General features: G+C 50.0%; 17 protein-coding genes and 2 pseudogenes. 12 read left to right on the top strand and 7 right to left on the bottom strand.

What is annotated here, in order from left to right:
- The first annotated feature begins 122 nt into the window (after nucleotides 1-122).
- From mdtA to K8W53_RS08460, 10 genes are all read left to right on the top strand, one after another.
- Nucleotides 123-1,364 (top strand): multidrug efflux RND transporter subunit MdtA, encoded by a 1,242-nt coding sequence (gene mdtA / locus K8W53_RS08505; protein WP_000678816.1) that lies wholly within the window; start codon nucleotides 123-125, stop codon nucleotides 1,362-1,364.
- Entirely contained in the window at nucleotides 1,364-4,486 is a 3,123-nt protein-coding gene (gene mdtB, locus K8W53_RS08500; RefSeq protein WP_052939431.1) for a multidrug efflux RND transporter permease subunit MdtB, read from the top strand. The genes mdtA and mdtB overlap by 1 nt, the downstream gene beginning before the upstream one ends.
- A complete protein-coding gene (gene mdtC, locus K8W53_RS08495; protein WP_023224593.1) occupies nucleotides 4,487-7,567 on the top strand; it encodes a multidrug efflux RND transporter permease subunit MdtC in 3,081 nt (1,026 codons plus the stop codon).
- On the top strand, nucleotides 7,564-8,976 hold the full coding sequence (locus K8W53_RS08490) for an MFS transporter (RefSeq protein ID WP_000137818.1): 1,413 nt from the start codon (nucleotides 7,564-7,566) through the stop codon (nucleotides 8,974-8,976). Before mdtC ends, K8W53_RS08490 begins: the two co-directional genes overlap by 4 nt.
- Complete coding sequence (gene baeS / locus K8W53_RS08485) at nucleotides 8,976-10,379, top strand: two-component system sensor histidine kinase BaeS (protein ID WP_052939432.1); 1,404 nt, start codon at nucleotides 8,976-8,978, stop codon at nucleotides 10,377-10,379. The genes K8W53_RS08490 and baeS overlap by 1 nt, the downstream gene beginning before the upstream one ends.
- Nucleotides 10,376-11,098, top strand: coding sequence for a two-component system response regulator BaeR (baeR, locus tag K8W53_RS08480; protein WP_000137854.1), 723 nt, complete (start codon nucleotides 10,376-10,378; stop codon nucleotides 11,096-11,098). Before baeS ends, baeR begins: the two co-directional genes overlap by 4 nt.
- A gap of 268 nt (nucleotides 11,099-11,366) precedes the next feature.
- Nucleotides 11,367-12,569 (top strand): PcfJ domain-containing protein, encoded by a 1,203-nt coding sequence (locus K8W53_RS08475; protein ID WP_023224589.1) that lies wholly within the window; start codon nucleotides 11,367-11,369, stop codon nucleotides 12,567-12,569.
- Nucleotides 12,569-13,285, top strand: a complete 717-nt coding sequence (locus K8W53_RS08470; protein WP_052939433.1) for a DUF1266 domain-containing protein — start codon at nucleotides 12,569-12,571, stop codon at nucleotides 13,283-13,285. The genes K8W53_RS08475 and K8W53_RS08470 overlap by 1 nt, the downstream gene beginning before the upstream one ends.
- A gap of 10 nt (nucleotides 13,286-13,295) precedes the next feature.
- A complete protein-coding gene (locus tag K8W53_RS08465) occupies nucleotides 13,296-15,407 on the top strand; it encodes a DUF4034 domain-containing protein (RefSeq protein ID WP_001650030.1) in 2,112 nt (703 codons plus the stop codon).
- Between the two features lie 4 nt (nucleotides 15,408-15,411).
- On the top strand, nucleotides 15,412-16,131 hold the full coding sequence (locus K8W53_RS08460; protein WP_000586675.1) for a tetratricopeptide repeat protein: 720 nt from the start codon (nucleotides 15,412-15,414) through the stop codon (nucleotides 16,129-16,131).
- A gap of 130 nt (nucleotides 16,132-16,261) precedes the next feature.
- On the opposite strand, the gene K8W53_RS08455 is transcribed toward K8W53_RS08460, so the two are convergent.
- The 7 genes and pseudogenes from K8W53_RS08455 to K8W53_RS08430 all read right to left on the bottom strand — a co-directional run bounded on the left by K8W53_RS08455 (nucleotide 16,262) and on the right by K8W53_RS08430 (nucleotide 21,523).
- On the bottom strand, nucleotides 16,262-16,942 hold the full coding sequence (locus tag K8W53_RS08455; RefSeq protein WP_052939434.1) for a hypothetical protein: 681 nt from the start codon (nucleotides 16,940-16,942) through the stop codon (nucleotides 16,262-16,264).
- A 95-nt stretch (nucleotides 16,943-17,037) separates the two neighbouring features.
- Nucleotides 17,038-17,703: a hypothetical protein gene (locus K8W53_RS08450; protein WP_023224587.1), complete on the bottom strand. Its 666-nt coding sequence runs from the start codon at nucleotides 17,701-17,703 to the stop codon at nucleotides 17,038-17,040.
- Between the two features lie 461 nt (nucleotides 17,704-18,164).
- Nucleotides 18,165-18,450, bottom strand: a pseudogene (locus K8W53_RS08445) (ISAs1 family transposase); the annotation flags it as partial.
- Between the two features lie 390 nt (nucleotides 18,451-18,840).
- Nucleotides 18,841-19,284, bottom strand: coding sequence for a hypothetical protein (locus K8W53_RS08440; protein WP_000646714.1), 444 nt, complete (start codon nucleotides 19,282-19,284; stop codon nucleotides 18,841-18,843).
- Between the two features lie 551 nt (nucleotides 19,285-19,835).
- Nucleotides 19,836-20,255, bottom strand: coding sequence for a hypothetical protein (locus K8W53_RS08435; RefSeq protein WP_000502180.1), 420 nt, complete (start codon nucleotides 20,253-20,255; stop codon nucleotides 19,836-19,838).
- 428 nt (nucleotides 20,256-20,683) lie between these two features.
- Nucleotides 20,684-20,881 (bottom strand): annotated as a pseudogene (locus tag K8W53_RS23965) (hypothetical protein).
- Between the two features lie 24 nt (nucleotides 20,882-20,905).
- A complete protein-coding gene (locus tag K8W53_RS08430) occupies nucleotides 20,906-21,523 on the bottom strand; it encodes a hypothetical protein (RefSeq protein ID WP_001650044.1) in 618 nt (205 codons plus the stop codon).
- A gap of 163 nt (nucleotides 21,524-21,686) precedes the next feature.
- On the opposite strand from K8W53_RS08430, the gene yegQ reads away from it, so the two are divergent.
- Both yegQ and sseK2 read left to right on the top strand, forming a co-directional pair.
- Entirely contained in the window at nucleotides 21,687-23,048 is a 1,362-nt protein-coding gene (gene yegQ, locus K8W53_RS08425) for a tRNA 5-hydroxyuridine modification protein YegQ (RefSeq protein ID WP_052939447.1), read from the top strand.
- Nucleotides 23,049-23,498: 450 nt separating this feature from the next.
- Nucleotides 23,499-24,545 (top strand): type III secretion system effector arginine glycosyltransferase SseK2, encoded by a 1,047-nt coding sequence (gene sseK2 / locus K8W53_RS08420; RefSeq protein WP_077908720.1) that lies wholly within the window; start codon nucleotides 23,499-23,501, stop codon nucleotides 24,543-24,545.
- Nucleotides 24,546-24,564: the final 19 nt, after the last annotated feature.

Below are 24,564 nucleotides of genomic sequence, written 5' to 3'. Positions count from 1 at the left end.
AGTCGCCATTCAGAATAATCCCGACCGTGTTCCATAATTCCTCCATTTTTCTCCCTTCCCTGCTGACTACAATAGAGGAAGCAACATTCCGCAAAACGTTTCAGGATGAGAAACTTATACCGATGAAAGGCAGTAATACTTTCCGCTGGGCAATAGCGATTGGGGTTGTAGTGGCCGCCGCCGCATTCTGGTTCTGGCATAGCCGTAGCGAAAGCCCGACCGCCGCGCCGGGCGTCGCCGCGCAAGCGCCGCATACCGCCGCCGCAGGTCGCCGCGGTATGCGCGACGGCCCTCTGGCGCCGGTACAGGCCGCGACCGCGACCACGCAGGCCGTACCGCGCTATCTGAGCGGGCTGGGTACCGTGACCGCCGCGAATACCGTTACGGTGCGTAGCCGCGTGGATGGTCAACTCATCGCCCTGCACTTTCAGGAAGGTCAGCAGGTCAACGCAGGCGATCTGCTGGCGCAAATCGATCCCAGCCAGTTTAAGGTCGCCCTGGCGCAGGCTCAGGGACAGTTGGCGAAAGATAACGCTACGCTGGCGAATGCGCGTCGTGATCTGGCGCGCTATCAGCAACTGGCAAAAACCAATCTGGTTTCCCGTCAGGAACTGGATGCGCAACAGGCGCTGGTCAACGAAACCCAGGGAACCATTAAAGCGGATGAAGCCAATGTCGCCAGCGCGCAGTTACAGCTCGACTGGAGTCGTATCACGGCCCCGGTCTCGGGACGCGTGGGTCTGAAACAGGTGGATGTCGGCAACCAGATTTCCAGCAGCGATACCGCAGGTATTGTCGTCATTACGCAAACGCACCCGATTGATCTCATTTTTACTCTGCCGGAAAGCGATATCGCGACCGTGGTTCAGGCGCAGAAAGCGGGGAAAACGCTGGTCGTAGAAGCCTGGGATCGGACTAACTCGCACAAATTGAGCGAAGGTGTGTTGCTCAGTCTGGACAACCAGATTGATCCCACGACGGGAACGATCAAAATTAAAGCGCGCTTTACCAATCAGGACGATACGCTGTTTCCCAATCAATTTGTGAACGCCCGGATGCTGGTCGATACCGAACAAAATGCCGTTGTGGTGCCTGCCGCGGCGGTGCAAATGGGCAATGAGGGCCACTTTGTGTGGGTGCTGAACGACGAAAATAACGTCAGCAAGAAGCGGGTAAAAATCGGTATTCAGGATAACCGAAACGTGGTGATCAGCGCTGGCTTGTCGGCAGGCGATCGCGTCGTTACCGATGGTATTGATCGGCTGACGGAAGGCGCAAAAGTCGAGGTCGTTGAGCCGCAAACCACCGTGGCGGATGAAAAATCCCCTTCCCGCCATGAAGGTCAAAAAGGAGCGCGCGCCTGATGCAGGTATTACCTCCGGGCAGCACGGGCGGCCCCTCGCGTCTGTTTATTCTGCGCCCCGTGGCCACCACTCTGCTGATGGCGGCGATTTTACTCGCCGGGATTATTGGCTATCGCTTCCTGCCCGTCGCCGCTTTGCCGGAGGTCGACTACCCCACTATTCAGGTTGTTACGCTCTACCCTGGCGCCAGCCCGGATGTCATGACCTCCGCCGTCACCGCGCCACTTGAGCGCCAGTTCGGCCAGATGTCAGGGCTGAAGCAGATGTCGTCGCAAAGCTCCGGCGGCGCATCGGTGGTGACGCTACAGTTTCAGTTGACGCTGCCGCTGGACGTTGCCGAGCAGGAAGTACAGGCGGCGATTAACGCAGCCACCAATTTATTGCCTTCCGACCTGCCGAATCCGCCGATTTATAGCAAAGTCAACCCGGCGGACCCGCCGATTATGACGCTTGCCGTCACCTCAAACGCGATGCCGATGCCCCAGGTAGAGGACATGGTAGAAACCCGCGTGGCGCAGAAGATCTCGCAGGTCTCCGGCGTCGGACTGGTGACGCTTGCCGGCGGGCAGCGCCCTGCGGTACGCGTAAAACTGAATGCTCAGGCTGTCGCCGCGCTCGGTCTGACCAGCGAAACGGTCCGTACCGCAATTACCGGCGCCAACGTCAACTCGGCGAAAGGCAGTCTGGATGGCCCCGAACGGGCGGTGACGCTTTCTGCTAACGATCAGATGCAGTCTGCCGACGAATACCGCAGGCTTATCATCGCGTATCAAAACGGCGCGCCGGTACGGTTGGGCGATGTCGCCACCGTCGAACAGGGGGCGGAAAATAGCTGGCTCGGCGCATGGGCGAATCAAGCGCCGGCTATCGTGATGAACGTTCAACGCCAGCCCGGCGCCAATATCATTGCGACGGCAGACAGCATTCGCCAGATGCTGCCCCAGCTTACCGAGAGCCTGCCGAAATCGGTGAAGGTCACGGTCCTGTCCGATCGCACCACCAATATTCGCGCTTCCGTGCGCGATACCCAGTTTGAACTGATGCTGGCGATCGCGCTGGTCGTCATGATTATCTATCTGTTTTTACGTAATATTCCTGCCACAATTATTCCCGGCGTCGCCGTACCGCTGTCGCTTATCGGCACCTTTGCGGTGATGGTATTTTTGGATTTTTCCATTAATAACCTGACGCTGATGGCGCTCACTATCGCCACGGGTTTCGTGGTGGACGATGCGATTGTGGTGATTGAGAACATCTCGCGCTACATCGAAAAAGGAGAAAAACCGCTGGCGGCGGCGCTCAAAGGCGCGGGCGAAATCGGCTTTACCATTATTTCCCTCACCTTTTCACTGATTGCGGTGCTGATCCCGTTGCTCTTTATGGGCGATATTGTTGGTCGACTGTTCCGCGAATTTGCGGTGACGTTAGCGGTAGCGATTTTAATCTCCGCCGTCGTCTCTTTGACGCTCACGCCCATGATGTGCGCGCGTATGCTCAGCCAGCAGTCTCTGCGTAAACAAAACCGCTTTTCCCGCGCCTGCGAGCGGATGTTTGACCGCGTGATCGCCAGCTACGGACGCGGATTAGCGAAAGTGCTCAACCATCCGTGGCTTACATTGAGCGTGGCATTCGCCACGCTCCTGCTCAGCGTTATGCTGTGGATAGTCATCCCGAAAGGATTCTTTCCGGTACAGGATAACGGCATTATCCAGGGGACGCTGCAGGCGCCGCAATCGTCATCGTATGCCAGTATGGCGCAACGTCAGCGCCAGGTGGCGGAGCGGATATTACAGGACCCGGCGGTGCAAAGCCTGACGACTTTTGTTGGCGTAGACGGCGCTAACCCCACGCTCAATAGCGCGCGCCTGCAAATTAACCTCAAGCCGCTGGATGCGCGTGATGACCGCGTGCAGCAGGTGATCTCCCGGCTGCAAACCGCCGTGGCGACGATTCCCGGCGTGGCGCTGTATCTCCAGCCGACGCAGGATTTAACCATCGACACGCAGGTCAGCCGCACACAGTATCAGTTTACCCTGCAGGCCACGACGCTCGATGCGCTCAGCCACTGGGTGCCAAAACTGCAGAACGCGCTACAGTCGTTGCCACAGCTCTCTGAGGTAAGCAGCGACTGGCAAGATCGGGGATTAGCGGCCTGGGTGAATGTCGACCGCGACAGCACCAGCCGTCTGGGTATCAGCATGGCGGATGTGGATAACGCGCTCTACAACGCGTTCGGACAACGCCTGATTTCAACGATTTATACCCAGGCGAACCAGTACCGCGTCGTGCTGGAACATAATACCGCCAGCACGCCGGGCCTGGCGGCGCTGGAGACGATTCGCCTGACGAGCCGCGACGGCGGCACCGTACCGCTCAGCGCGATTGCCCGCATTGAGCAGCGCTTCGCTCCGCTCTCCATCAATCATTTAGATCAGTTCCCGGTTACGACATTTTCGTTTAACGTGCCGGAGGGCTATTCGCTCGGCGATGCGGTGCAGGCGATTCTCGATACGGAAAAAACGCTCGCCCTGCCAGCGGATATTACAACGCAGTTTCAGGGCAGTACGCTCGCCTTCCAGGCGGCGCTGGGCAGCACCGTCTGGCTTATTGTCGCCGCCGTGGTGGCGATGTATATCGTGCTCGGCGTGCTGTATGAGAGTTTTATCCATCCGATCACGATTCTCTCAACGCTGCCTACGGCGGGCGTCGGCGCGCTGCTGGCGCTGATCATCGCTGGTAGCGAGCTCGATATTATCGCCATTATCGGCATTATTTTGCTGATCGGCATCGTGAAGAAAAACGCCATCATGATGATTGACTTCGCCCTCGCCGCTGAACGCGAACAGGGGATGAGTCCGCGCGACGCTATCTTCCAGGCCTGTCTGCTGCGTTTTCGACCGATTCTGATGACCACGCTGGCGGCGTTGCTCGGGGCATTGCCATTAATGTTGAGTACCGGCGTTGGCGCGGAATTACGTCGCCCGTTGGGGATCGCGATGGTGGGCGGCCTACTGGTCAGCCAGGTATTAACTCTGTTTACCACACCGGTGATTTATCTCCTGTTTGACCGCCTGTCGCTGTACGTGAAAAGTCGCTTTCCGCGCCATAAAGAGGAGGCGTAGATGCGCTTTTTCGCCCTTTTCATCTACCGTCCGGTCGCCACCATTTTGATTGCCGCCGCCATTACGCTGTGCGGCATTCTGGGCTTTCGTCTGCTGCCGGTCGCCCCGCTGCCGCAGGTCGATTTCCCGGTGATTATGGTTAGCGCCTCGCTGCCGGGCGCCTCGCCGGAAACCATGGCTTCGTCGGTGGCGACGCCGTTGGAACGTTCTTTGGGACGCATTGCAGGCGTCAATGAAATGACTTCCAGCAGCTCGCTCGGCAGTACGCGCATTATTCTCGAATTTAATTTCGATCGTGATATTAACGGTGCGGCGCGCGACGTGCAGGCCGCCATTAACGCCGCGCAAAGCTTGTTGCCAGGCGGAATGCCCAGCCGCCCGACTTATCGCAAGGCCAACCCGTCCGACGCGCCGATTATGATTTTAACGCTCACCTCGGAGAGCTGGTCACAGGGCAAACTGTATGATTTCGCCTCTACCCAACTGGCGCAAACCATCGCGCAAATTGACGGCGTCGGCGACGTTGACGTCGGCGGCAGCTCCCTGCCCGCAGTACGTGTAGGCTTAAACCCGCAGGCGCTCTTTAACCAGGGCGTCTCGCTGGATGAGGTCCGCGAAGCGATCGACAGCGCCAACGTACGCCGACCGCAAGGCGCAATTGAAGATAGCGTCCACCGCTGGCAAATCCAGACCAACGACGAACTGAAAACCGCCGCCGAATACCAGCCGCTGATTATTCACTATAACAACGGCGCGGCGGTACGCCTGGGCGACGTCGCCAGCGTCACCGACTCGGTGCAGGATGTCCGTAACGCCGGGATGACGAACGCTAAACCCGCTATTTTGTTGATGATCCGCAAGCTGCCGGAGGCCAACATTATTCAGACGGTCGACGGCATCCGGGCAAAACTGCCGGAACTGCGGGCAATGATCCCCGCCGCTATCGATTTACAAATCGCCCAGGATCGTTCGCCGACGATTCGCGCGTCGCTGCAAGAGGTAGAAGAGACGCTGGCTATCTCTGTCGCACTGGTGATCCTGGTGGTGTTTTTATTCCTGCGTTCCGGGCGCGCCACGCTAATCCCCGCCGTCGCCGTTCCCGTTTCGCTCATCGGCACCTTCGCCGCCATGTATCTGTGCGGCTTCAGCCTCAACAATCTGTCGCTGATGGCGCTGACTATCGCGACCGGATTTGTCGTTGATGATGCCATTGTGGTGCTGGAAAATATCGCCCGCCATCTGGAGGCGGGAATGAAACCTTTGCAGGCGGCATTACAGGGTACGCGGGAAGTCGGGTTTACGGTCATCTCCATGAGTCTGTCGCTGGTGGCGGTATTTCTGCCGCTGCTGTTAATGGGCGGTCTGCCAGGGCGATTATTACGGGAATTCGCCGTTACCCTCTCGGTGGCGATTGGCATTTCGCTGGTGGTCTCGCTCACGCTGACGCCGATGATGTGCGGCTGGATGCTTAAATCAAGCAAACCGCGCACCCAACCGCGTAAACGGGGCGTTGGCCGTTTGCTGGTAGCTTTGCAACAGGGTTACGGCACGTCGTTAAAATGGGTGCTTAACCATACGCGTCTTGTCGGGGTGGTTTTTCTTGGCACCGTTGCGCTGAACATCTGGCTTTATATCGCCATCCCTAAAACATTCTTTCCGGAGCAGGACACCGGCGTGTTGATGGGCGGTATTCAGGCTGACCAGAGCATCTCTTTCCAGGCCATGCGCGGCAAGCTGCAGGATTTTATGAAAATTATTCGCGACGATCCGGCGGTGAATAATGTCACTGGTTTTACCGGCGGCTCGCGGGTGAATAGCGGCATGATGTTTATTACGCTGAAGCCGCGCGGCGAACGCAAAGAGACGGCGCAGCAAGTCATTGACCGACTGCGGGTCAAACTGGCAAAAGAACCCGGCGCCAGGCTGTTTCTGATGGCGGTACAGGATATTCGCGTCGGCGGGCGGCAGGCTAACGCCAGTTACCAATATACGTTGCTGTCTGACTCTCTGGCGGCGCTGCGCGAGTGGGAGCCGAAAATACGCAAAGCGCTCTCGGCCCTGCCGCAACTGGCGGACGTAAACTCCGACCAGCAGGATAACGGCGCGGAGATGAACCTTATCTACGACCGCGACACCATGTCACGGCTGGGCATTGATGTTCAGGCCGCAAACAGTCTGTTAAATAATGCTTTCGGCCAGCGGCAAATTTCCACCATTTATCAGCCGATGAACCAGTATAAAGTGGTGATGGAAGTCGATCCGCGCTATAGCCAGGATATCAGCGCGCTGGAGAAAATGTTCGTTATCAACCGCGACGGAAAAGCGATCCCCCTCTCTTATTTCGCCCAATGGCGGCCCGCCAATGCGCCGCTGTCGGTGAACCATCAGGGACTTTCCGCGGCGTCCACGATTGCCTTTAACCTGCCGACCGGCACATCGTTATCGCAGGCGACGGAGGCCATTAATCGCACCATGACGCAGCTTGGCGTCCCCCCGACGGTACGCGGCAGTTTTTCCGGAACGGCGCAAGTGTTCCAGCAGACCATGAATTCGCAGCTTATTTTGATAGTGGCGGCGATCGCTACCGTCTACATTGTGCTGGGGATACTGTACGAAAGTTACGTCCATCCGCTGACCATTCTCTCTACTCTGCCATCGGCAGGCGTTGGGGCGCTTCTGGCGCTGGAGCTCTTCAATGCCCCTTTCAGCCTAATCGCCCTGATAGGGATCATGCTATTAATTGGCATTGTGAAGAAAAACGCCATTATGATGGTCGATTTTGCGCTTGAAGCGCAACGAAGCGGCGGCCTGACGCCGGAACAAGCCATTTTCCAGGCCTGCTTGTTACGCTTCCGTCCAATAATGATGACCACGCTGGCGGCGCTGTTCGGCGCACTGCCATTGGTGTTATCTGGCGGAGACGGTTCGGAATTACGGCAGCCGTTGGGGATAACCATTGTCGGCGGTTTGGTCATGAGCCAGCTCCTGACGCTCTATACCACGCCAGTGGTGTACCTCTTTTTCGATCGTCTGCGGCTGCGTTTTTCGCGTAAAAATAGCAAACCGGTAGTAGAGATATGACAGAACTTCCTGACAACACCCGCTGGCAACTCTGGATTGTGGCATTCGGCTTTTTTATGCAGTCGCTGGATACCACCATCGTCAACACTGCGCTGCCCTCCATGGCGAAAAGCCTGGGGGAAAGCCCGCTGCATATGCACATGGTAGTGGTGTCATATGTTCTTACCGTCGCCGTGATGCTCCCCGCCAGCGGCTGGCTGGCAGATAAAATCGGCGTGCGTAATATCTTCTTTGCCGCCATTGTGCTGTTCACGCTGGGTTCGCTGTTTTGCGCCCTCTCCGGCACGCTTAATCAACTGGTATTAGCGCGGGTTTTACAAGGCGTAGGCGGCGCGATGATGGTGCCGGTCGGACGCCTGACGGTCATGAAAATCGTGCCGCGCGCGCAATATATGGCGGCGATGACCTTCGTCACCCTGCCGGGTCAGATCGGGCCGTTACTCGGCCCCGCGCTGGGCGGGGTGCTGGTGGAATATGCTTCATGGCACTGGATCTTTCTGATCAATATCCCGGTGGGAATTGTCGGCGCTATGGCGACCTTTATGCTAATGCCAAACTACACCATAGAGACCCGGCGCTTTGATCTGCCGGGGTTCCTGCTGTTAGCTATCGGCATGGCGGTACTCACGCTGGCGCTGGACGGTAGTAAAAGCATGGGGATCTCGCCCTGGACATTAGCCGGACTTGCTGCGGGCGGCGCGGCAGCCATTCTGCTCTATCTCTTCCATGCCAAAAAAAACTCAGGCGCGTTATTCAGCCTGCGATTGTTCCGCACGCCCACGTTTTCACTGGGGTTACTGGGCAGTTTTGCCGGGCGTATCGGCAGCGGTATGCTGCCGTTTATGACGCCGGTCTTTTTACAAATTGGTCTTGGTTTTTCACCGTTTCATGCCGGTTTGATGATGATCCCCATGGTGCTGGGCAGCATGGGAATGAAGCGGATTGTGGTGCAGATAGTTAACCGTTTTGGCTATCGTCGGGTTCTGGTAGCGACCACGCTCGGACTGGCATTGGTTAGCCTGTTGTTTATGTCGGTCGCGCTGCTCGGCTGGTATTATCTCCTGCCGCTGGTACTGCTTTTGCAGGGAATGGTGAACTCGGCGCGCTTTTCTTCCATGAATACCTTAACGCTAAAAGACCTTCCCGATACGCTGGCCAGCAGCGGCAATAGCTTATTATCGATGATTATGCAGCTCTCGATGAGTATCGGCGTCACTATTGCCGGAATGCTGCTGGGTATGTTTGGCCAACAGCATATCGGGATAGACAGTAGCGCCACACATCACGTCTTTATGTACACCTGGTTATGTATGGCGGTTATTATCGCGCTACCGGCGATAATTTTTGCCCGCGTGCCGAACGATACACAGCAAAACATGGTCATTTCACGGCGTAAAAGGAGCCTGTAATGAAAGTCTGGCGGCCCGGAATCACCGGCAAGCTGTTTCTGGCGATCTTCGCCACCTGCATCGTGCTGCTGATCAGTATGCATTGGGCCGTGCGCGTCAGTTTTGAACGCGGATTTATTGACTATATCAAACACGGCAACGAGCAGCGGCTACAAATGCTGGGCGATGCGCTGGGCGACCAGTACCAGCAACACGGCAACTGGCGTTTTTTACGTAACAATGATCGCTTCGTTTTCCAGATTCTGCGTTCATTTGAGCATGACAACGACCGCGATAAACCCGGCCCCGGTATGCCGCCGCACGGTTGGCGCACCCAGTTCTGGGTCGTCGATCAAAATGGCCGGGTGCTGGTCGGCCCACGCGGTCCGGTGCCGCATGACGGTACTCGCCGCCCCATTCTGGTCAATGACGTCGAAGTCGGCGCGATTATCGCCTCTCCTGTCGAGCGGCTGACGCGCAATACGGATATTAATTTTGATATACAGCAGCGGCGCGCCAGTTGGATGATCGTGGCGTTATCAACCTTGCTGGCCGCGCTGGCGACGTTTTTGCTGGCGCGTGGCCTGCTCGCCCCGGTCAAACGGTTGGTCGAGGGTACGCACAGGCTGGCGGCGGGGGATTTTACCACGCGCGTGACCCCAACCAGCGCCGATGAGCTGGGAAAACTGGCGCAGGACTTTAACCAGCTTGCCAGCACGCTGGAAAAAAACCAGCAGATGCGCCGCGACTTTATGGCGGATATTTCCCACGAACTGCGCACGCCGCTGGCGGTATTGCGCGGCGAACTGGAAGCCATTCAGGATGGCGTTCGCCAGTTCACGCCAGAATCGGTTACCTCGCTACAGGCGGAAGTCGGTACGCTTACCAAACTGGTTGACGACCTGCATCAGCTGTCGTTGTCTGACGAGGGCGCGCTGGCTTACCAAAAAACGACCGTCGATCTTGTTCCCCTGTTGGAAGTCGCTGGCGGCGCGTTCAGAGAGCGCTTTACCAGCCGGGGGCTAACGCTACATTACGCGTTGCCGGATAGTATGACCGTCTTCGGCGACCCGGATCGCCTGATGCAACTGTTTAATAATCTACTGGAAAACAGTCTGCGCTACACCGACAGCGGCGGCGGCCTGCATATTTCCGCCGAACAACGCGACAAATCATTATTCCTGACCTTTGCCGATTCTGCACCGGGCGTCAGCGATGAACAGTTACAAAAGCTTTTTGACCGTTTTTACCGCACGGAAGTGTCCCGTAACCGCGCCAGCGGCGGTTCTGGACTGGGGCTGGCGATATGCGTCAATATTGTACACGCGCATAACGGTCATCTTCACGCCGCTCATTCGCCTTTTGGCGGGGTTAGCATTACAGTAGAGTTACCGCTGGATCGCGATTTACAGAGAGAAGTATGACTGAATTACCCATTGATGAAAACACGCCGCGCATTTTGATTGTTGAAGATGAACCCAAGCTAGGACAGCTGCTTATTGACTACTTACGCGCGGCGAGTTACGCCCCCACGCTCATCAATCATGGCGACAAGGTACTGCCGTATGTGCGTCAAACGCCACCGGATCTGATCCTGCTGGATCTGATGCTGCCGGGTACCGATGGTCTGACGCTATGCCGGGAGATTCGCCGTTTTTCCGACATCCCCATTGTGATGGTCACGGCCAAAATCGAAGAGATCGACCGGCTGCTTGGGCTGGAAATCGGCGCCGATGATTATATCTGTAAGCCTTACAGCCCGCGCGAAGTCGTGGCCCGCGTGAAAACCATTTTGCGCCGCTGTAAACCGCAGCGCGAACTCCAGCAGCAGGATGCCGAAAGCCCGTTAATGATTGATGAAAGCCGCTTTCAGGCCTCCTGGTGTGGTAAAGCGCTGGATTTAACCCCCGCTGAATTCCGCCTGCTAAAAACCTTATCGCTTGAACCGGGTAAAGTTTTTTCCCGCGAGCAGTTGTTAAACCACCTCTACGACGACTACCGTGTGGTGACCGATCGTACTATCGACAGCCACATTAAAAACCTGCGCCGTAAACTGGAATCGCTGGATGCCGAACAGTCATTTATACGCGCGGTCTACGGGGTGGGATATCGCTGGGAAGCAGATGCGTGTCGCCTGGTATAATGATTATTGGCATAACAATAACAAGGTCGTAAGACGATATTTTCCGCCAACGCTATTCTGGCGGAATTAACACACTGCCCTCTTTCCTTTGGCCGAGCGGTATCCCGAAAACCACGACGAACGCGATCGGGGACAATAAATTATTTGGCCGCTCTTTTTAGTTTACCGATATACTGTGAGTAGTTTTTTAAACTTATTGCGCATTAATTCATTAAGTGAATCTAAAAATACATAAACATAATACCAGCTTAATTATACATGGATTTTTATGACAGAAACGTCATCTCACCGCTATAAACCACGCAATATAATAAATGCGCCAAATGTAAAATCGTCTATTTTTTCCCGGTGCCAACAACGCGGCGACAGCGAAAATATCCAGCGCTGGTTAAGCAACCATTTTTATCGTTGGATCATTGGTGACTTTCCTCATGTTTACCCTGTGCGCTCCGTCGCCGATTATGCCGTTTATTTTAGCGCTGATGCAGAAATCCCCGCCTGGCTGGCGCCAAAACTGGGTGGCGATGAGCGCTTTTACTACCTTAACGTTCAGCACCCGCAACTCGTGGCAATGGAAAGAGATTTAGTGGAATTTCTTTCGCGGCAGGAAGGAACGCGGCTGGAAACTAAACTACAGCGCATCAACTGCTTTACCGTGCTGGCAATGCGCGAAGCGGAGCATCAAAAAATGCAGCGCCTGCGTGAACAAGGTTGGTATCCCTCCAACAGCGAGGCGCTAAAACCGGTGATGGCGGTGAATAACGGTGTGCTGGTTGAGCTTGATGCAACAAACCCCCGCCTGCGCAGTGAGATGGCGTATGAATCCTGGCATATGCAACACTGCGTCGGAGATTTTGATAATAAAGGCGCGCTTTCCGGCGGCTACGGTGATTACTACGCCCGGCAAATTGAACAACAAAAACTTCGCCTGTTCAGCCTGCGCGACGACAATAATATTCCCCACGTCACAATAAGCCTGGTGGTTGGTAATAACGGCCTGAGTATTGATCAGATTAAAGGTAAGCAAAATCGCCATCCTATTAAGAAATATGCTAACGATGTTTTATCTCTGTTACGCCATCTGCAACCACTTCCTGAGCGCCACGCCGATTGTGAAGGGATGGGAATAGTTTATGAATCGACACCGGAATATTCAGATTGGAAATTTATTACGCATATTCATGACCTCAATTTTCTGCTCAATGTGTTGCATGACAATTTTCATTTAATGGAGCACTTCCCCACTCCCCCGGTAGCTTTACAGTGGCTACTGCTGCACAGCGCCCCGGAGGCGCTGCGCTACCTTCAGGTTGTTGATCCTAACGTGGCGACGGCTGCGGAAATGCTGTTTCCGCATCATGAATGGCACCCTACGCTTGCCGGGAAAAACACCAGTAGCGAACCTTTCGAAATTGAAAGCCTGACGCTACAAACCACGCGCTATCTTTCTGCAACCAGGGAGGAGCGCTAATGTTCTGGATTGTTCTTATTATTGCCGCCCTATTTTTTAGCTGGCGCAACTACAAAAAAAACAAACCGCTGATTGCGGCCCGTATCGCCGAGGAGAAAGAAAAAGATCGTCTGAAGGATCTGCGTCGCGATACCCGACGGCGGCAATGGGCGCTGGCGCTAGCCGATATCCTCGCCCGGCGCAACGGGCTACCGATCAAAGGCGTTGAGCTGGTCTTCAAACTTGACGATGACAAACACCGCTATCTGGCACAGCAGGTAAAAAAAGAGCTGGGCTTGAGCGAAAACCTCGACGGCGCGGCGTTACGCCACAAGGTCGAGGATATCTTACGCCGCTGGCCTGCGGGCATCGGCAGCTCGCCGCGCACGTTTTATCATCATCTGGCGGCCCAGGGCCAGGTCCGCGACGCGCTGGCTTTCGACTGCATGCGCACCGCCTTTCTGACCCGCTGTATCGCCGGGCTCGGCTGGTGTGACGTACATCTGGCCTGGCTGGTGTTATTACTTAACGCCCAGCGCGCTCAGGACTGTTTTGATTCCTGGGAGGATTACGCCACCGCCTACGTTCGTGCCCGCCGGGTATGGCTCACGCTACGTGACACGCCAACAGCGCTTGCCGGACGGGATTTACAGGAAGCCACCCATTATCTGCAAGACCCTGTCAGCCGCTGGCGACAACTGCCGTGGAATGAATTCAAAATTTTCGAGCCGATTTAAAGGACGCTTTATGGAACAGGATGATCGTCTGCTCAACGCTATGTTTGAGATGTGCAACCACAAAAATCCCCTCAATGACGGGCAACGCGAATGGCATATCGCCGATATTTCCGGCCTGCTGCGTGAAGAACGCTATGACGAACTGGACGAACGCTACAACCAGGCGCTGACGGAGAGCTTTACCAGCCGCGAAGCGGAAAAGCGCTATTTCTTCGCCTGGAATCAAATGGACAACCCTTTTTACGATATGGACACGCTGGTTGAGGCTGGGCCGCAAGGATTAGCGCTGATCAAAAACTGGCAGCGCGCTCGTCCCCGCTCCACTCACGCCTGGCTTGCCGAGGCGCAATACTGGAATCACCGTGCGTGGCTGTATCGCAGCTATGGCTGGGCGAGAGAAACCACCCGAGCGATGTGGATCTGCGCCGCCGCCTGCAACGAACGGATGGTCATCGCCGCGCTCAATGCTATCGACTGTGAACCGCGCCAGTGGATGGCGGCGGCCCTGACCAGCACCAACTCAAAAGTCTTCGGCCAGCCCGAGTGGCTGGTTGAGTTCCTCGTGGGCGCGGATGTTGCCGGGCAGCCATTAATGGAAGATCTGGCTGAATATCATCGCCATTCACCGCAGGAGGTGGACGCGCTGATGGCCCATTCCGGGCTGTCGTTTGCCGACGCGGTTTGCCCAAATTTGCCGCGCCCGTCCGTGCTGCCGGAGTGCAATGACGATGCCGGGCAAAAATACTGGCTCGCCGTCTGCCTGGCTATTTTCCCGACAGCATTTTACGTGCTGGATGAATATATCCCGTTTCGTATGCCACGCTGGAGAGGGTCTCACGAGGAGATCCGCGAATTTCTGGAATCAAGCGTATGCGATCACCTTTCTGCCGCAGAACGTGAACATCTGGAGCTATTGATCTGGTGGGACGATCACCGCGATCTGCGCATTAAAGAGGTTGACTCCCCGGCAGAACAGGAACGTATTATCGCCAAAGCCGAAGAGATTAGCCTGCGAGCGCATATTCAGGAATCTCGCCACAACGCGCTGGAGTGGCTGCGGGTCTGCTATAGCGATCTGGACGATAATGACGCGCTCTGGCGAACCCTTCAGCGTTCGATCATGGAAAAAGTTAAGCTCAACAATTATTTCTCTGATGACACGATAAAGTTCGCCCTGCGCGATTTTCCTGACACCTGGTGGATGTATAATTTTCTCTGTCAGAATGCGCAGCAAACGGAATTCGCAGTGCCGAAAATCCGTCGTGGCTACTTTCAGTACGCCGGGTTATTGGGTTTCGAAAAGGATGAGGCGCAAGGTCTCGCCTGGCTCGATAGCGTCGCCGACATTCAATATAACCATAACTGGCGGGCGGCCATTAAAAATTTCAACTGGTTCGGGCTCCCGGAACATTTCGTGCCGCTGGCAGAGCTGGGCGCGCAAAGAAATATACCCGCCGCGCTAAACCTGCTGGGCCTTGAACACAATAATAAAGAGAACAACGGCCTACTACCTTACGATCCTGCCATCGCGTTAGGGTATTTTCAGCGCGCGGCGGAGATTTTGCACCGGCAGTTAGCGCTGCGCGAGAGCACCCCGTACAAATTAATAGATAACGGAGGCTATACCGACTATGAAAATGACCTGCAAAATATTCATTTCAGCATTGGCATCTGCAACCAGCGTCTGAGTAAACAAGAACCTGATACCGAAAAACGTTCCGCTTATGAAAAAGAACTGCTCGATAATCTCTGGCTGGCGCATCAGTTCGGGCATAAAGAGGCCTGGGGCTTGTTCCTGCTGAATATTTTTGAAGTGAAGGATATTACGCTGGCGCATAAGCATCTGGAACTGGTGCAACAAGAGGCCAACAAAGGCACGCTACATGCTATGGTGACCCTATCGCGTCTGCACGGTAATAAACACGATCGAACTCTGTTTAATATGAAGCTAAGCGCACGCTGGGCGCATTTTGCCTTCACACTTTACCCGGATAATGAAATCGTTATGGACTGCCTGGACCACCTGCATTTCGATTCTTTCTGGAAACGCTTTCGTTTCGCCTGGTATACCGTCCGTATCCCGAATTCAGAGCTGCCGGGACAGGTCAACTCAATGGTGTAATGGAGTGATAATACAAAGAAAATCTCTATTTCTTTGCGCCCTGCTTCTACTCTGCGCCACCGCCAGGGCTGAAATTACGGAGCAGCAGATCGAGGCCGACTGCGCAAAAATTCCAGTTTTTGCCAGCCAGGGCGAACAGCTTTACAAGACCCAAAAGTATGCCAAAGCGCGCGACGCTTTTGAACAGCAGGCCGCATGGAGCGAAAGCTGCGCCCTTGACGACAGCGCCATCGCGACGGCTTACAACAACGTGGCGCTAACCTGGATACGCGAAGGCGAGTGGCGTAAAGCCCGCGCCTGGCTGATGCTAAGGCCGAATGATAGCAAGTCGATCTACAACCTGAAACTTATCAAAGATAAGCTATCGGCCCTGCCGCCACCGGTTTTTGCGGCGGGGGAATACTGGCGCTATGCCGGACGCGCCTCCTGGAATGTGCTTAGCGTGAAGGCATTACCCACCCCATCGCGCTATCAGGTTAATTTTCAGGGTTACTGGTTCGGTTTAATGGGGATCTACTTCGGCCCCAATATCGGCGAGTTCTCCGCAACGGTAACGCTGGAAAACGATAAAACCATCGTGGCGCTTCGGGAAGGCGATGATATTCACTGCGACATTTCGCTGGCTTTTTCTTCTGAAACCATTGATGCCAGCACCGATACGTTTGTGGACTGCGGTTTTGGCGCAAATGTCCGCGCCGACGGGCACTATCTGCGCGTTGAATAAATCTGGCGTGGAAACTGAAATTTTATGATTAACCTGAGATCGGTTGAAATTAACAATCTATTTATAATTCTCATAACGTTCCTCATTCTTTCCTGCTATCCATATTACCTCAACACCTCCATTACAATTATTAATGTCGTAAGCATGGTATATTTAACGCTCGCTTCTTTTTTTTACCCTGTGATACTTCATTTCTGGATATCAATTTGAACCGACCATTTTCCATTTGATATTGTTCCTTTATATAAATCTGAGGCACCTGATCTTTAAACTTTATAGTTACAAGATGACCATCTTTGCTGTCCTCATACCACCTATATATAACATAACTATCAATGCTTATTGTGTAATTCTGGCGGATGACAAAATCAGAAAAACGCACGATATCTTCATAAGCAAAAAAGCTACTAAGTAATAAAGCATCCACCAGGTTTCCTTTTGCATCATAACTATTTATTTGTACATTAAGTAATAACGTATCAGACTCTCCAATTTTATTATAAATTATCAATTTGTAAGTATTACCATCATGTTCAAAGTACCCTAATTCATAATAACGGACACCATCACCAATATACGGAGAAAGAAAATTCTCACCTTTTACCGGCACCTTAATTTCCTGTTGATTAAATAAGTTAGTTTTCTCTTTATATTCACCTGGTAATTTTAACTCCATTACATTATCATCGGAATTAATATCCTTATAATAACAAGCCAATTGCGTAAACTGCGTGGAATCAACAGGAAGAACCAATTTCTTACTCTTTTGATTATTACAACCAACACTTGTTAAAATGATGCTAAGCAACATTACCGAACGCAGGAAATATAAAGAAAAAGTTAATCTATAACTATTCATAGTCGGCAGTAACTTTCGTAATACACATCACCCTGTCTCATCTCTCATTATTTAAAGAGTTCTCTGGTAAAAGCCAGTTCAGTATTTGCTGATATCAACCTGTCAACCAGTGGATAGAACCACTCTGGCGCATCCCATTTACTGAAATCAGCCTGATGTTCTATGGCTAATGGCGTCTTTAATAATGGATGATCAATTTCTGGCGTGGTAAGACCATGTGCTGCACGAAATTTTTTCACTGCCTGATATTCAAAAGGCCAGAGAAAAAGTTCCTGTGGCTCTATTTCATAACCGTTAAGAGCATATTCATTTTCTGTAGTCTCTGTACGCGCAGACCATTTCAGATGGCAGTCACAAAGCTCAGCCAACCACTCTTTTAGTACCGCTTCATCCTGTGAGTAAAGAGCCTCTTTCACAAAATCATAATAGAAACGCTCAACTGGAATACCATGCGACTGCCAGTCAACCGTCTGCTTATGTTCACTGGCTAGCATTTCAATTGCCAGAACAATGGTCTTTTGAGGCAATAGATTTCTCGCTCGTTCTGCTTCAAAGTTCTTTAATCCTTTAATAAAAAGAGGATAGAAGCGACGGGCAACATCAATTTTATTGGTAGCAATCTGAAGAAGTAAGGGAATTCCCTGATTATATAGCAGTTCATCAGAAACAAATACTTTATCTGGTTGTTCAAAATAGCCACAAAACAATCCCATCGCATCAAATGCAACAGAAGCACATAGTAAATTATTTTTATTTTATTTTTAAAATAGACATTCCAAGCGTAAAGGTACAGAAAAGACCTTGAATTATTAAGGAAAAATAGATTGAAAGAGGATAATATTTCTTCCTCACCATACTTATCTATTATTTTAAGGTCAGTGGAAATAGTTCTTTCTGTAATATGAGTATATCGTTCCACATCCATACTTGCAGAGTTATCACTATTAAAATACTGAGATATCTCATTATATCTGCTCATGTAGCGCCCTTATTTTTTCACATCTGGATGGACTGGAATATCCACACCAAAAAATTTTTTAACTGTTTGCCCCACTCTTTCATCACTAAAAAAACGAAAGTGAGGACATTCCTTCAGGACAGGCATCATTCGAGACTAATCTGTAGTTTTCATCAATATCCTGCCCGGACACAACCCCCTCCTTACAGGGCAAGATTACGAAACCCCGCACCCCGCAAGGACTGACGCGAGGTACTCTCTGTCCATCGCCACATCCAAACGCCAGTACAATTTATTTCTCACATTCCAATGATTTCTCATCGCATTAGAAAATTTTTCTGCTGTTAAATCTTCTGAACATATATAATATCTCACCTAACATTTCCGGTTCTTTCTTTCCGCTACGTTTCTCTGAACGAAAAGATACCGTCACACATAGTTTTTTAACCCCTCATTCAAATGTAAAATCAATTATCTCATCAGGAACATCACTGACAATATGAGTCACATGTTATTTAACATTAAATGAGAAATATATTTCTTTGTAATCTTTAAATAAGGGTGAATCCCCTACGCCCATAAAAATGAACATTATGTTTGTTGATGATAATGCCACCTCTGCCTGAATGCACTGTTCTATCAGGGAAAGATCATAACAACCATAACTCAAACATTAATTTATGAATTTAGTAATAACGCAACATTAATCTGTAAAATCCAGCACTGACTTGTATTTAAAAAGTTGTATTTAACGTGCTAAATATACGATTCCTAGTTATTTTATTCTTTATCCAGGCGTGTGCAAAAATATACTTTCATACTCTCGTCATGATGCTGAAGGTTAAATTTAATTCATTTTAAAAGGCTAAAACCCGGATGAAGATCTACCTCGTCACCAAATCAATTTACCACCACCACCTATATAACTTCGGCCTGGATATGGAAGTATAAACATGTCATCACATTTTTCCCTGGAACACCCCCAGTATATCGTTTCCTTACCATCGGACCATTCTGCCGTGGCAGCAGCATTAATAGAAAAATGCCACTTTTTCTTATTATAAATCAACTCACCCGTTATTTCACAGGGAAACCAGAGCCAAAATCCAGTCATGGTATCACTCATTTCCTTATATTTATCACTTAACAAAAATATTTTTTCTATCTGACTTGCATTTAAAACCCATTTATTGCATAAGTTTCTATCCCCAGGCTCTTTATTATAAGGACTCATATAATGGGACTGATTTATTTTTAATATCTTCATATCAGCAAAACAATAACTCACAGAGGATAAAAATAGAATCACAAAAATAATCACATTATTCGCTTTCATATTAACACTCTATCCAGAGTCGAACGCATACCTTTGTCGTTTAGTCGAGCGGCGGCGGGCATATAGTTTTCCTCATTATATATTGATGTGATTTTGTATCATTGCAATTATAATATTAAAGTTACCTTACTCAGTTTAGTAAAAAAAGGCAGAACATGTTTGACGTCAATATTATTCAACACTTCTATGAAGAAGTACAAATTCAAACTAACAGTTTGCACTTGCTTTTTGAATAAATAATGAGAAATTTTTTATCTGACTTGTTCTTTGCCCTAATTACTACAAATCCGTGAGTTTGTACTCGATTTCACATTATTGTCGATAGTCAGGAATTATTGATATATAATTCAGTAAATTTGACAAATTCGTTTCAGAATGACCTTGCTTTTATGTGAACTTCATTCATTTTTCAAACCATCTCATATAATCTTTTCATGCAAATTTTCTTGTCATACACATTGAAAACATATAACAAAAATATGTTCACGACATATCCAATTAATATTTCATACCATCATTAACTTCATCATCATAATTTATGAAATATAGAATTATTTTAGTGTGATACGTTTGAGTGGCAACCATTCACCAGGCTGAGAATATGAAAACATTTTTCCTTTTATATAATATGCTTTTCCTTTATTGCTTATCTCAAATTGCGGTGATGGATATGGACATGCATTTTCCTCGTCGCCGTTATAGTATAATGCCAAAACACCAGAATTGATTTTTAAAGAGTAGTCACCAATGCATGTTATCCCCGCATGCCAGGTTGTCATGGATAAAGAAGCACGATTATTTTTACTATCTATCTTTAAATTATATTGTAAAAAAACCTGACTCCCATCATTTAACTCCTCGCCAAGTTCCTCGACTCTAAAGTTACCATCCCATTGAGTTTGAGTAATCGCAAAAGTATTTGCGCTCCATAAGCAAGAAAAAATAAATAGATACTTTATAAAATCGCCCATACCACTAACCCCTGATTTAATATGTAGAAGGTATCAATTCAGTATTCAGCATTGCCACACTATACACAAAATCACTCAAGTTGCATCAAGGCGGCAAGGATTTGCTATTGCGCAATGCGTAAAAAACAAAAATATATTTTTCATAATAAAATCTACTAATAAGTAGATTAAATGGATTCCATCTTATCAATACGTAATTATCATTTTCTGTTCAACCTCAACCTGATTTCCTCTTAGTACTGAGCATCGTCTGCGATCGTTAATTCTACCTCTGATGATATCTCGTTAAAAAATAACGCTACCGCCATACCCTGGTTTACAAACCTGCACACCCTAAGATTACTCTCTTATTTGCATTAAGAATATCATTGTGTTTTTTTTCGGAATATATAAAGATTCCCCATAGTGGATACATAACGTGAGCCAAATTAGTTAAAGACGTAATCACTGACGCTATAATAAGTCAAATGACCTTTAGTATTTTCTTTAATGCATGTTGCCGAGGTAATTTCAAGTTTATTTTTAGTGAGTTAGTTTAATATTCAAGAAATGCTTTATTTAAATCCTGAATATTGGGGGCAGTGTCATAACATCCTGATAGCAGAAAGATATAAATAAGCAGCTATTTACCCTGATTAAACATATATGCCTCACGCACTACAATCTTCCGTAACCAAATCCAGCAGTGTTAAACTCCACCCTTTGCCCAAGCCATGAAGCTCGCTCAGATGAAAAATCAAACCATCACCCCATTTTTTCGGCACTGCCACCACTCGCTCTGATTGCAGCTCAAGCCGCCTGGCGTTTGCTATACGGGTATCAGACGCCTGATCCCCATTATCCGCTCCATTCACCATGCTAAACGTCAGCAGCGCATTATCAGAACCGGTATAGCTGACAAAAAAACCGGCGTGATCCCATCCCTTTTCACAAACGTACTCAACCTCCGTGTGGTGATCAAATTCGTTATCCACAGGAATATGCTCTGAAAACCAACCTACCTGCCCCAACAGGTAGTTAAAACCGGGTATCGGCTTATTAATATCAAAACTTTTCATCCACTTATAATCAACCCCAGCCCCAATTCGGTACAGCACATACATCCCAACTTTTTTATCAATCAGGGTATTAATTTTCGCGTTGTCTCGCTGCTGAAAAGCGATAATCACCTGTCTTGCCGTCTCTTCAAACGACGGAGCGGCACAAACGGGATGCGCGACCATTCCCAGCAGACTCAACGCGATGGCCGTGCGGCTCATTTTCATCATTGGCTCTCCATTAACATCCGGTGTTCTATTAGCGCCAATATACTCTCGCAATATTTACTCGGCCTGTCCGTAAGCGTACAATGCCCGCCCTTAAAGTGAGGACTCTCCTCAAGCCGCCTCATCAGGTGAGGCGGATCTGACCTGTCATCAGAACGAGAAAATGATGTTTAAACCAGAACTTCTTTCGCCGGCGGGAACGCTGAAAAATATGCGTTACGCTTTCGCTTACGGTGCCGATGCCGTCTATGCGGGCCAACCACGCTACTCTTTACGCGTGCGTAATAACGAATTCAATCACGAAAATTTGCAGCTTGGCATCAACGAAGCCCACGCGCTCGGAAAAAAATTCTACGTGGTGGTGAACATCGCCCCGCATAACGCCAAGCTCAAAACCTTTATCCGTGACCTGAAACCCGTCGTCGAGATGGGCCCGGATGCGCTGATCATGTCCGATCCAGGGTTGATTATGCTGGTACGCGAGCACTTCCCGGCAATGCCGATTCACCTGTCGGTACAGGCTAATGCCGTAAACTGGGCGACGGTAAAATTCTGGCAGCAGATGGGACTGACCCGCGTGATCCTCTCCCGCGAGCTGTCGCTGGAAGAGATTGAGGAAATTCGCCAGCAGGTGCCGGATATGGAAATAGAAATTTTCGTCCACGGCGCGCTATGCATGGCCTATTCCGGCCGCTGCCTGCTTTCCGGCTACATCAATAAACGCGATCCGAATCAGGGCACCTGCACCAATGCCTGCCGTTGGGAATATAACGTGCAGGAAGGAAAAGAAGACGTTGTCGGCAACATCGTGCATAAGCACGAACCGATTCCGGTACAGAACGTTGAGCCGACGCTCGGTATCGGCGCGCCGACGGATAAAGTGTTTATGATAGAAGAGGCCCAAAGACCGGGCGAATACATGACCGCGTTCGAAGACGAGCATGGCACCTATATCATGAACTCAAAAGATTTGCGCGCTATCGCCCACGTGGAGCGCCTGACGAAAATGGGCGTCCACTCGCTGAAAATCGAAGGCCGCACCAAATCCTTTTATTACTGCGCCCGTACCGCGCAGGTCTACCGTAAGGCCATCGACGACGCCGCCGCGGGTAAACCCTTCGACCCTACGCTGCTGAAAACGTTGGAAGGTCTGGCTCATCGCGGCTATACCGAAGGTTTCCTGCGTCGCCATACGCACGACGATTACCAGAATTACGAGTACGGGTACTCCGTTTCCGAACGCCAGCAATTTGTCGGCGAGTTCACCGGCGAGCGTAAAGGCCAACTGGCGGCCGTGGCGGTGAAGAATAAATTCTCCGTTGGCGATAGTCTGGAGCTGATGACACCGCAGGGAAATATCAATTTCACCCTGGAACAGATGGAGAACGCCAAAGGCGACGCTATGCCGGTGGCGCCTGGCGATGGCTATACCGTCTGGATGCCCGTCCCGCAGGACGTTACGCTGGATTACGCACTATTGATGCGTAATTTCTCAGGCGAATCAACGCGTAACCCCCATGCTAAGTAGTTAATTGCGGTTATTTTTTCATGGCGGGAAGATTCTTAGAAATTGATCACATACCGCTTCGCTCAATGCGGGTATTATTCAACGCGCTGAAAAACATAACCCATAAATGCTAGCTGTACCAGGAACCACCTCCTTGGCCTGCGTAATCTCCCTTACGCAGGCTTATTTTTTGCGTATAATCAATAAAAAAGTGGTACTTTCCGCCATATCCAAAATTGACCACACTAACCAAAGCGCAAATGGGCGCTTAGGTTTACAGACCTCCCCTATTCATGGCCAGCCAGCAAGTCACAATCCTCCCCGCATCCGGTCAGACTCAGGACTTAGCATTCTGACGTTTACGTTTAATATCAGTGAATTAAATCAATAACTGCTTTGTGAGAACTTACACAAAAAGTTTCCAGGTTATTAAATTAAGGTTAAAAACTGATAATTTAAGCGTGTAAAAATATGGCACGTTTTAATGCCGCTTTTACAAGGATTAAAATAATGTTTTCCCGGATTAGAGGTTTGATTTCATGTCAAAGTAATACTCAAACCATCGCACCTACGCTCAGTCCACCTTCATCAGGCCATGTAAGTTTTGCCGGGGTTGATTATCCTCTATTACCACTCGATCACCAAACGCCGCTCGTTTTTCAGTGGTTTGAACGCAATCCAGATAGATTTGGTCAAAACGAAATTCCCATTATCAATACGCAGAAAAACCCTTATCTTAATAATATTATCAATGCTGCTATAATAGAAAAAGAAAGAATTATCGGTATTTTCGTTGATGGCGATTTTAGCAAGGGACAAAGAAAAGCATTGGCAAAATTGGAACAAAATTATAGAAACATAAAGGTTATTTATAATTCTGACCTTAATTATAGCATGTATGATAAAAAGTTAACGACGATTTATTTAGAAAACATCACCAAACTGGAAGCTCAGTCAGCAAGTGAACGAGATGAGGTCTTGCTTAACGGGGTAAAAAAAAGCCTGGAAGATGTCTTGAAAAACAATCCGGAGGAAACGCTTATTTCATCTCATAATAAAGACAAAGGGCACTTATGGTTTGACTTCTACAGAAATCTTTTCCTGCTAAAAGGAAGCGATGCTTTTCTGGAAGCTGGTAAACCTGGTTGTCATCATCTGCAACCAGGCGGCGGTTGCATATATCTTGATGCAGATATGTTACTTACTGATAAACTCGGTACTTTGTATTTACCTGATGGTATCGCTATCCATGTAAGTCGTAAAGATAATCATGTTAGCCTTGAAAATGGGATTATTGCTGTTAACCGCAGCGAGCATCCAGCATTAATAAAAGGACTCGATATTATGCACAGTAAACCTTATGGCGATCCCTATAATGACTGGCTCAGTAAAGGGTTGAGGCATTATTTTGGCGGTTCTCATATACAAGATTATGACGCATTTTGCGATTTCATTGAATTTAAACACGAAAATATCATTATGAACACAAGCAGTTTAACTGCCAGTTCTTGGAGGTAATCATGATAGCCTTGTTTTA

This window comes from Salmonella sp. A29-2 (genome assembly GCF_020150755.1).
GTDB lineage: Bacteria > Pseudomonadota > Gammaproteobacteria > Enterobacterales > Enterobacteriaceae > Salmonella > Salmonella enterica.
Note: the sequence above shows the minus strand (reverse complement) of the source record. Positions and strands in the feature narration are given on the sequence as shown.

Coding starts and splice junctions, on each gene's coding strand:
- mdtA (WP_000678816.1), top strand. CDS start 123: ATGAAAGGCAGTAATACTTTCCGCTGGGCAATAGCGATTGGGGTTGTA.
- mdtB (WP_052939431.1), top strand. CDS start 1,364: ATGCAGGTATTACCTCCGGGCAGCACGGGCGGCCCCTCGCGTCTGTTT.
- mdtC (WP_023224593.1), top strand. CDS start 4,487: ATGCGCTTTTTCGCCCTTTTCATCTACCGTCCGGTCGCCACCATTTTG.
- K8W53_RS08490 (WP_000137818.1), top strand. CDS start 7,564: ATGACAGAACTTCCTGACAACACCCGCTGGCAACTCTGGATTGTGGCA.
- baeS (WP_052939432.1), top strand. CDS start 8,976: ATGAAAGTCTGGCGGCCCGGAATCACCGGCAAGCTGTTTCTGGCGATC.
- baeR (WP_000137854.1), top strand. CDS start 10,376: ATGACTGAATTACCCATTGATGAAAACACGCCGCGCATTTTGATTGTT.
- K8W53_RS08475 (WP_023224589.1), top strand. CDS start 11,367: ATGACAGAAACGTCATCTCACCGCTATAAACCACGCAATATAATAAAT.
- K8W53_RS08470 (WP_052939433.1), top strand. CDS start 12,569: ATGTTCTGGATTGTTCTTATTATTGCCGCCCTATTTTTTAGCTGGCGC.
- K8W53_RS08465 (WP_001650030.1), top strand. CDS start 13,296: ATGGAACAGGATGATCGTCTGCTCAACGCTATGTTTGAGATGTGCAAC.
- K8W53_RS08455 (WP_052939434.1), bottom strand. CDS start 16,942: ATGTTGCTTAGCATCATTTTAACAAGTGTTGGTTGTAATAATCAAAAG.
- K8W53_RS08450 (WP_023224587.1), bottom strand. CDS start 17,703: ATGGGATTGTTTTGTGGCTATTTTGAACAACCAGATAAAGTATTTGTT.
- K8W53_RS08440 (WP_000646714.1), bottom strand. CDS start 19,284: ATGAAAGCGAATAATGTGATTATTTTTGTGATTCTATTTTTATCCTCT.
- K8W53_RS08435 (WP_000502180.1), bottom strand. CDS start 20,255: ATGGGCGATTTTATAAAGTATCTATTTATTTTTTCTTGCTTATGGAGC.
- K8W53_RS08430 (WP_001650044.1), bottom strand. CDS start 21,523: ATGATGAAAATGAGCCGCACGGCCATCGCGTTGAGTCTGCTGGGAATG.
- yegQ (WP_052939447.1), top strand. CDS start 21,687: ATGTTTAAACCAGAACTTCTTTCGCCGGCGGGAACGCTGAAAAATATG.
- sseK2 (WP_077908720.1), top strand. CDS start 23,499: ATGGCACGTTTTAATGCCGCTTTTACAAGGATTAAAATAATGTTTTCC.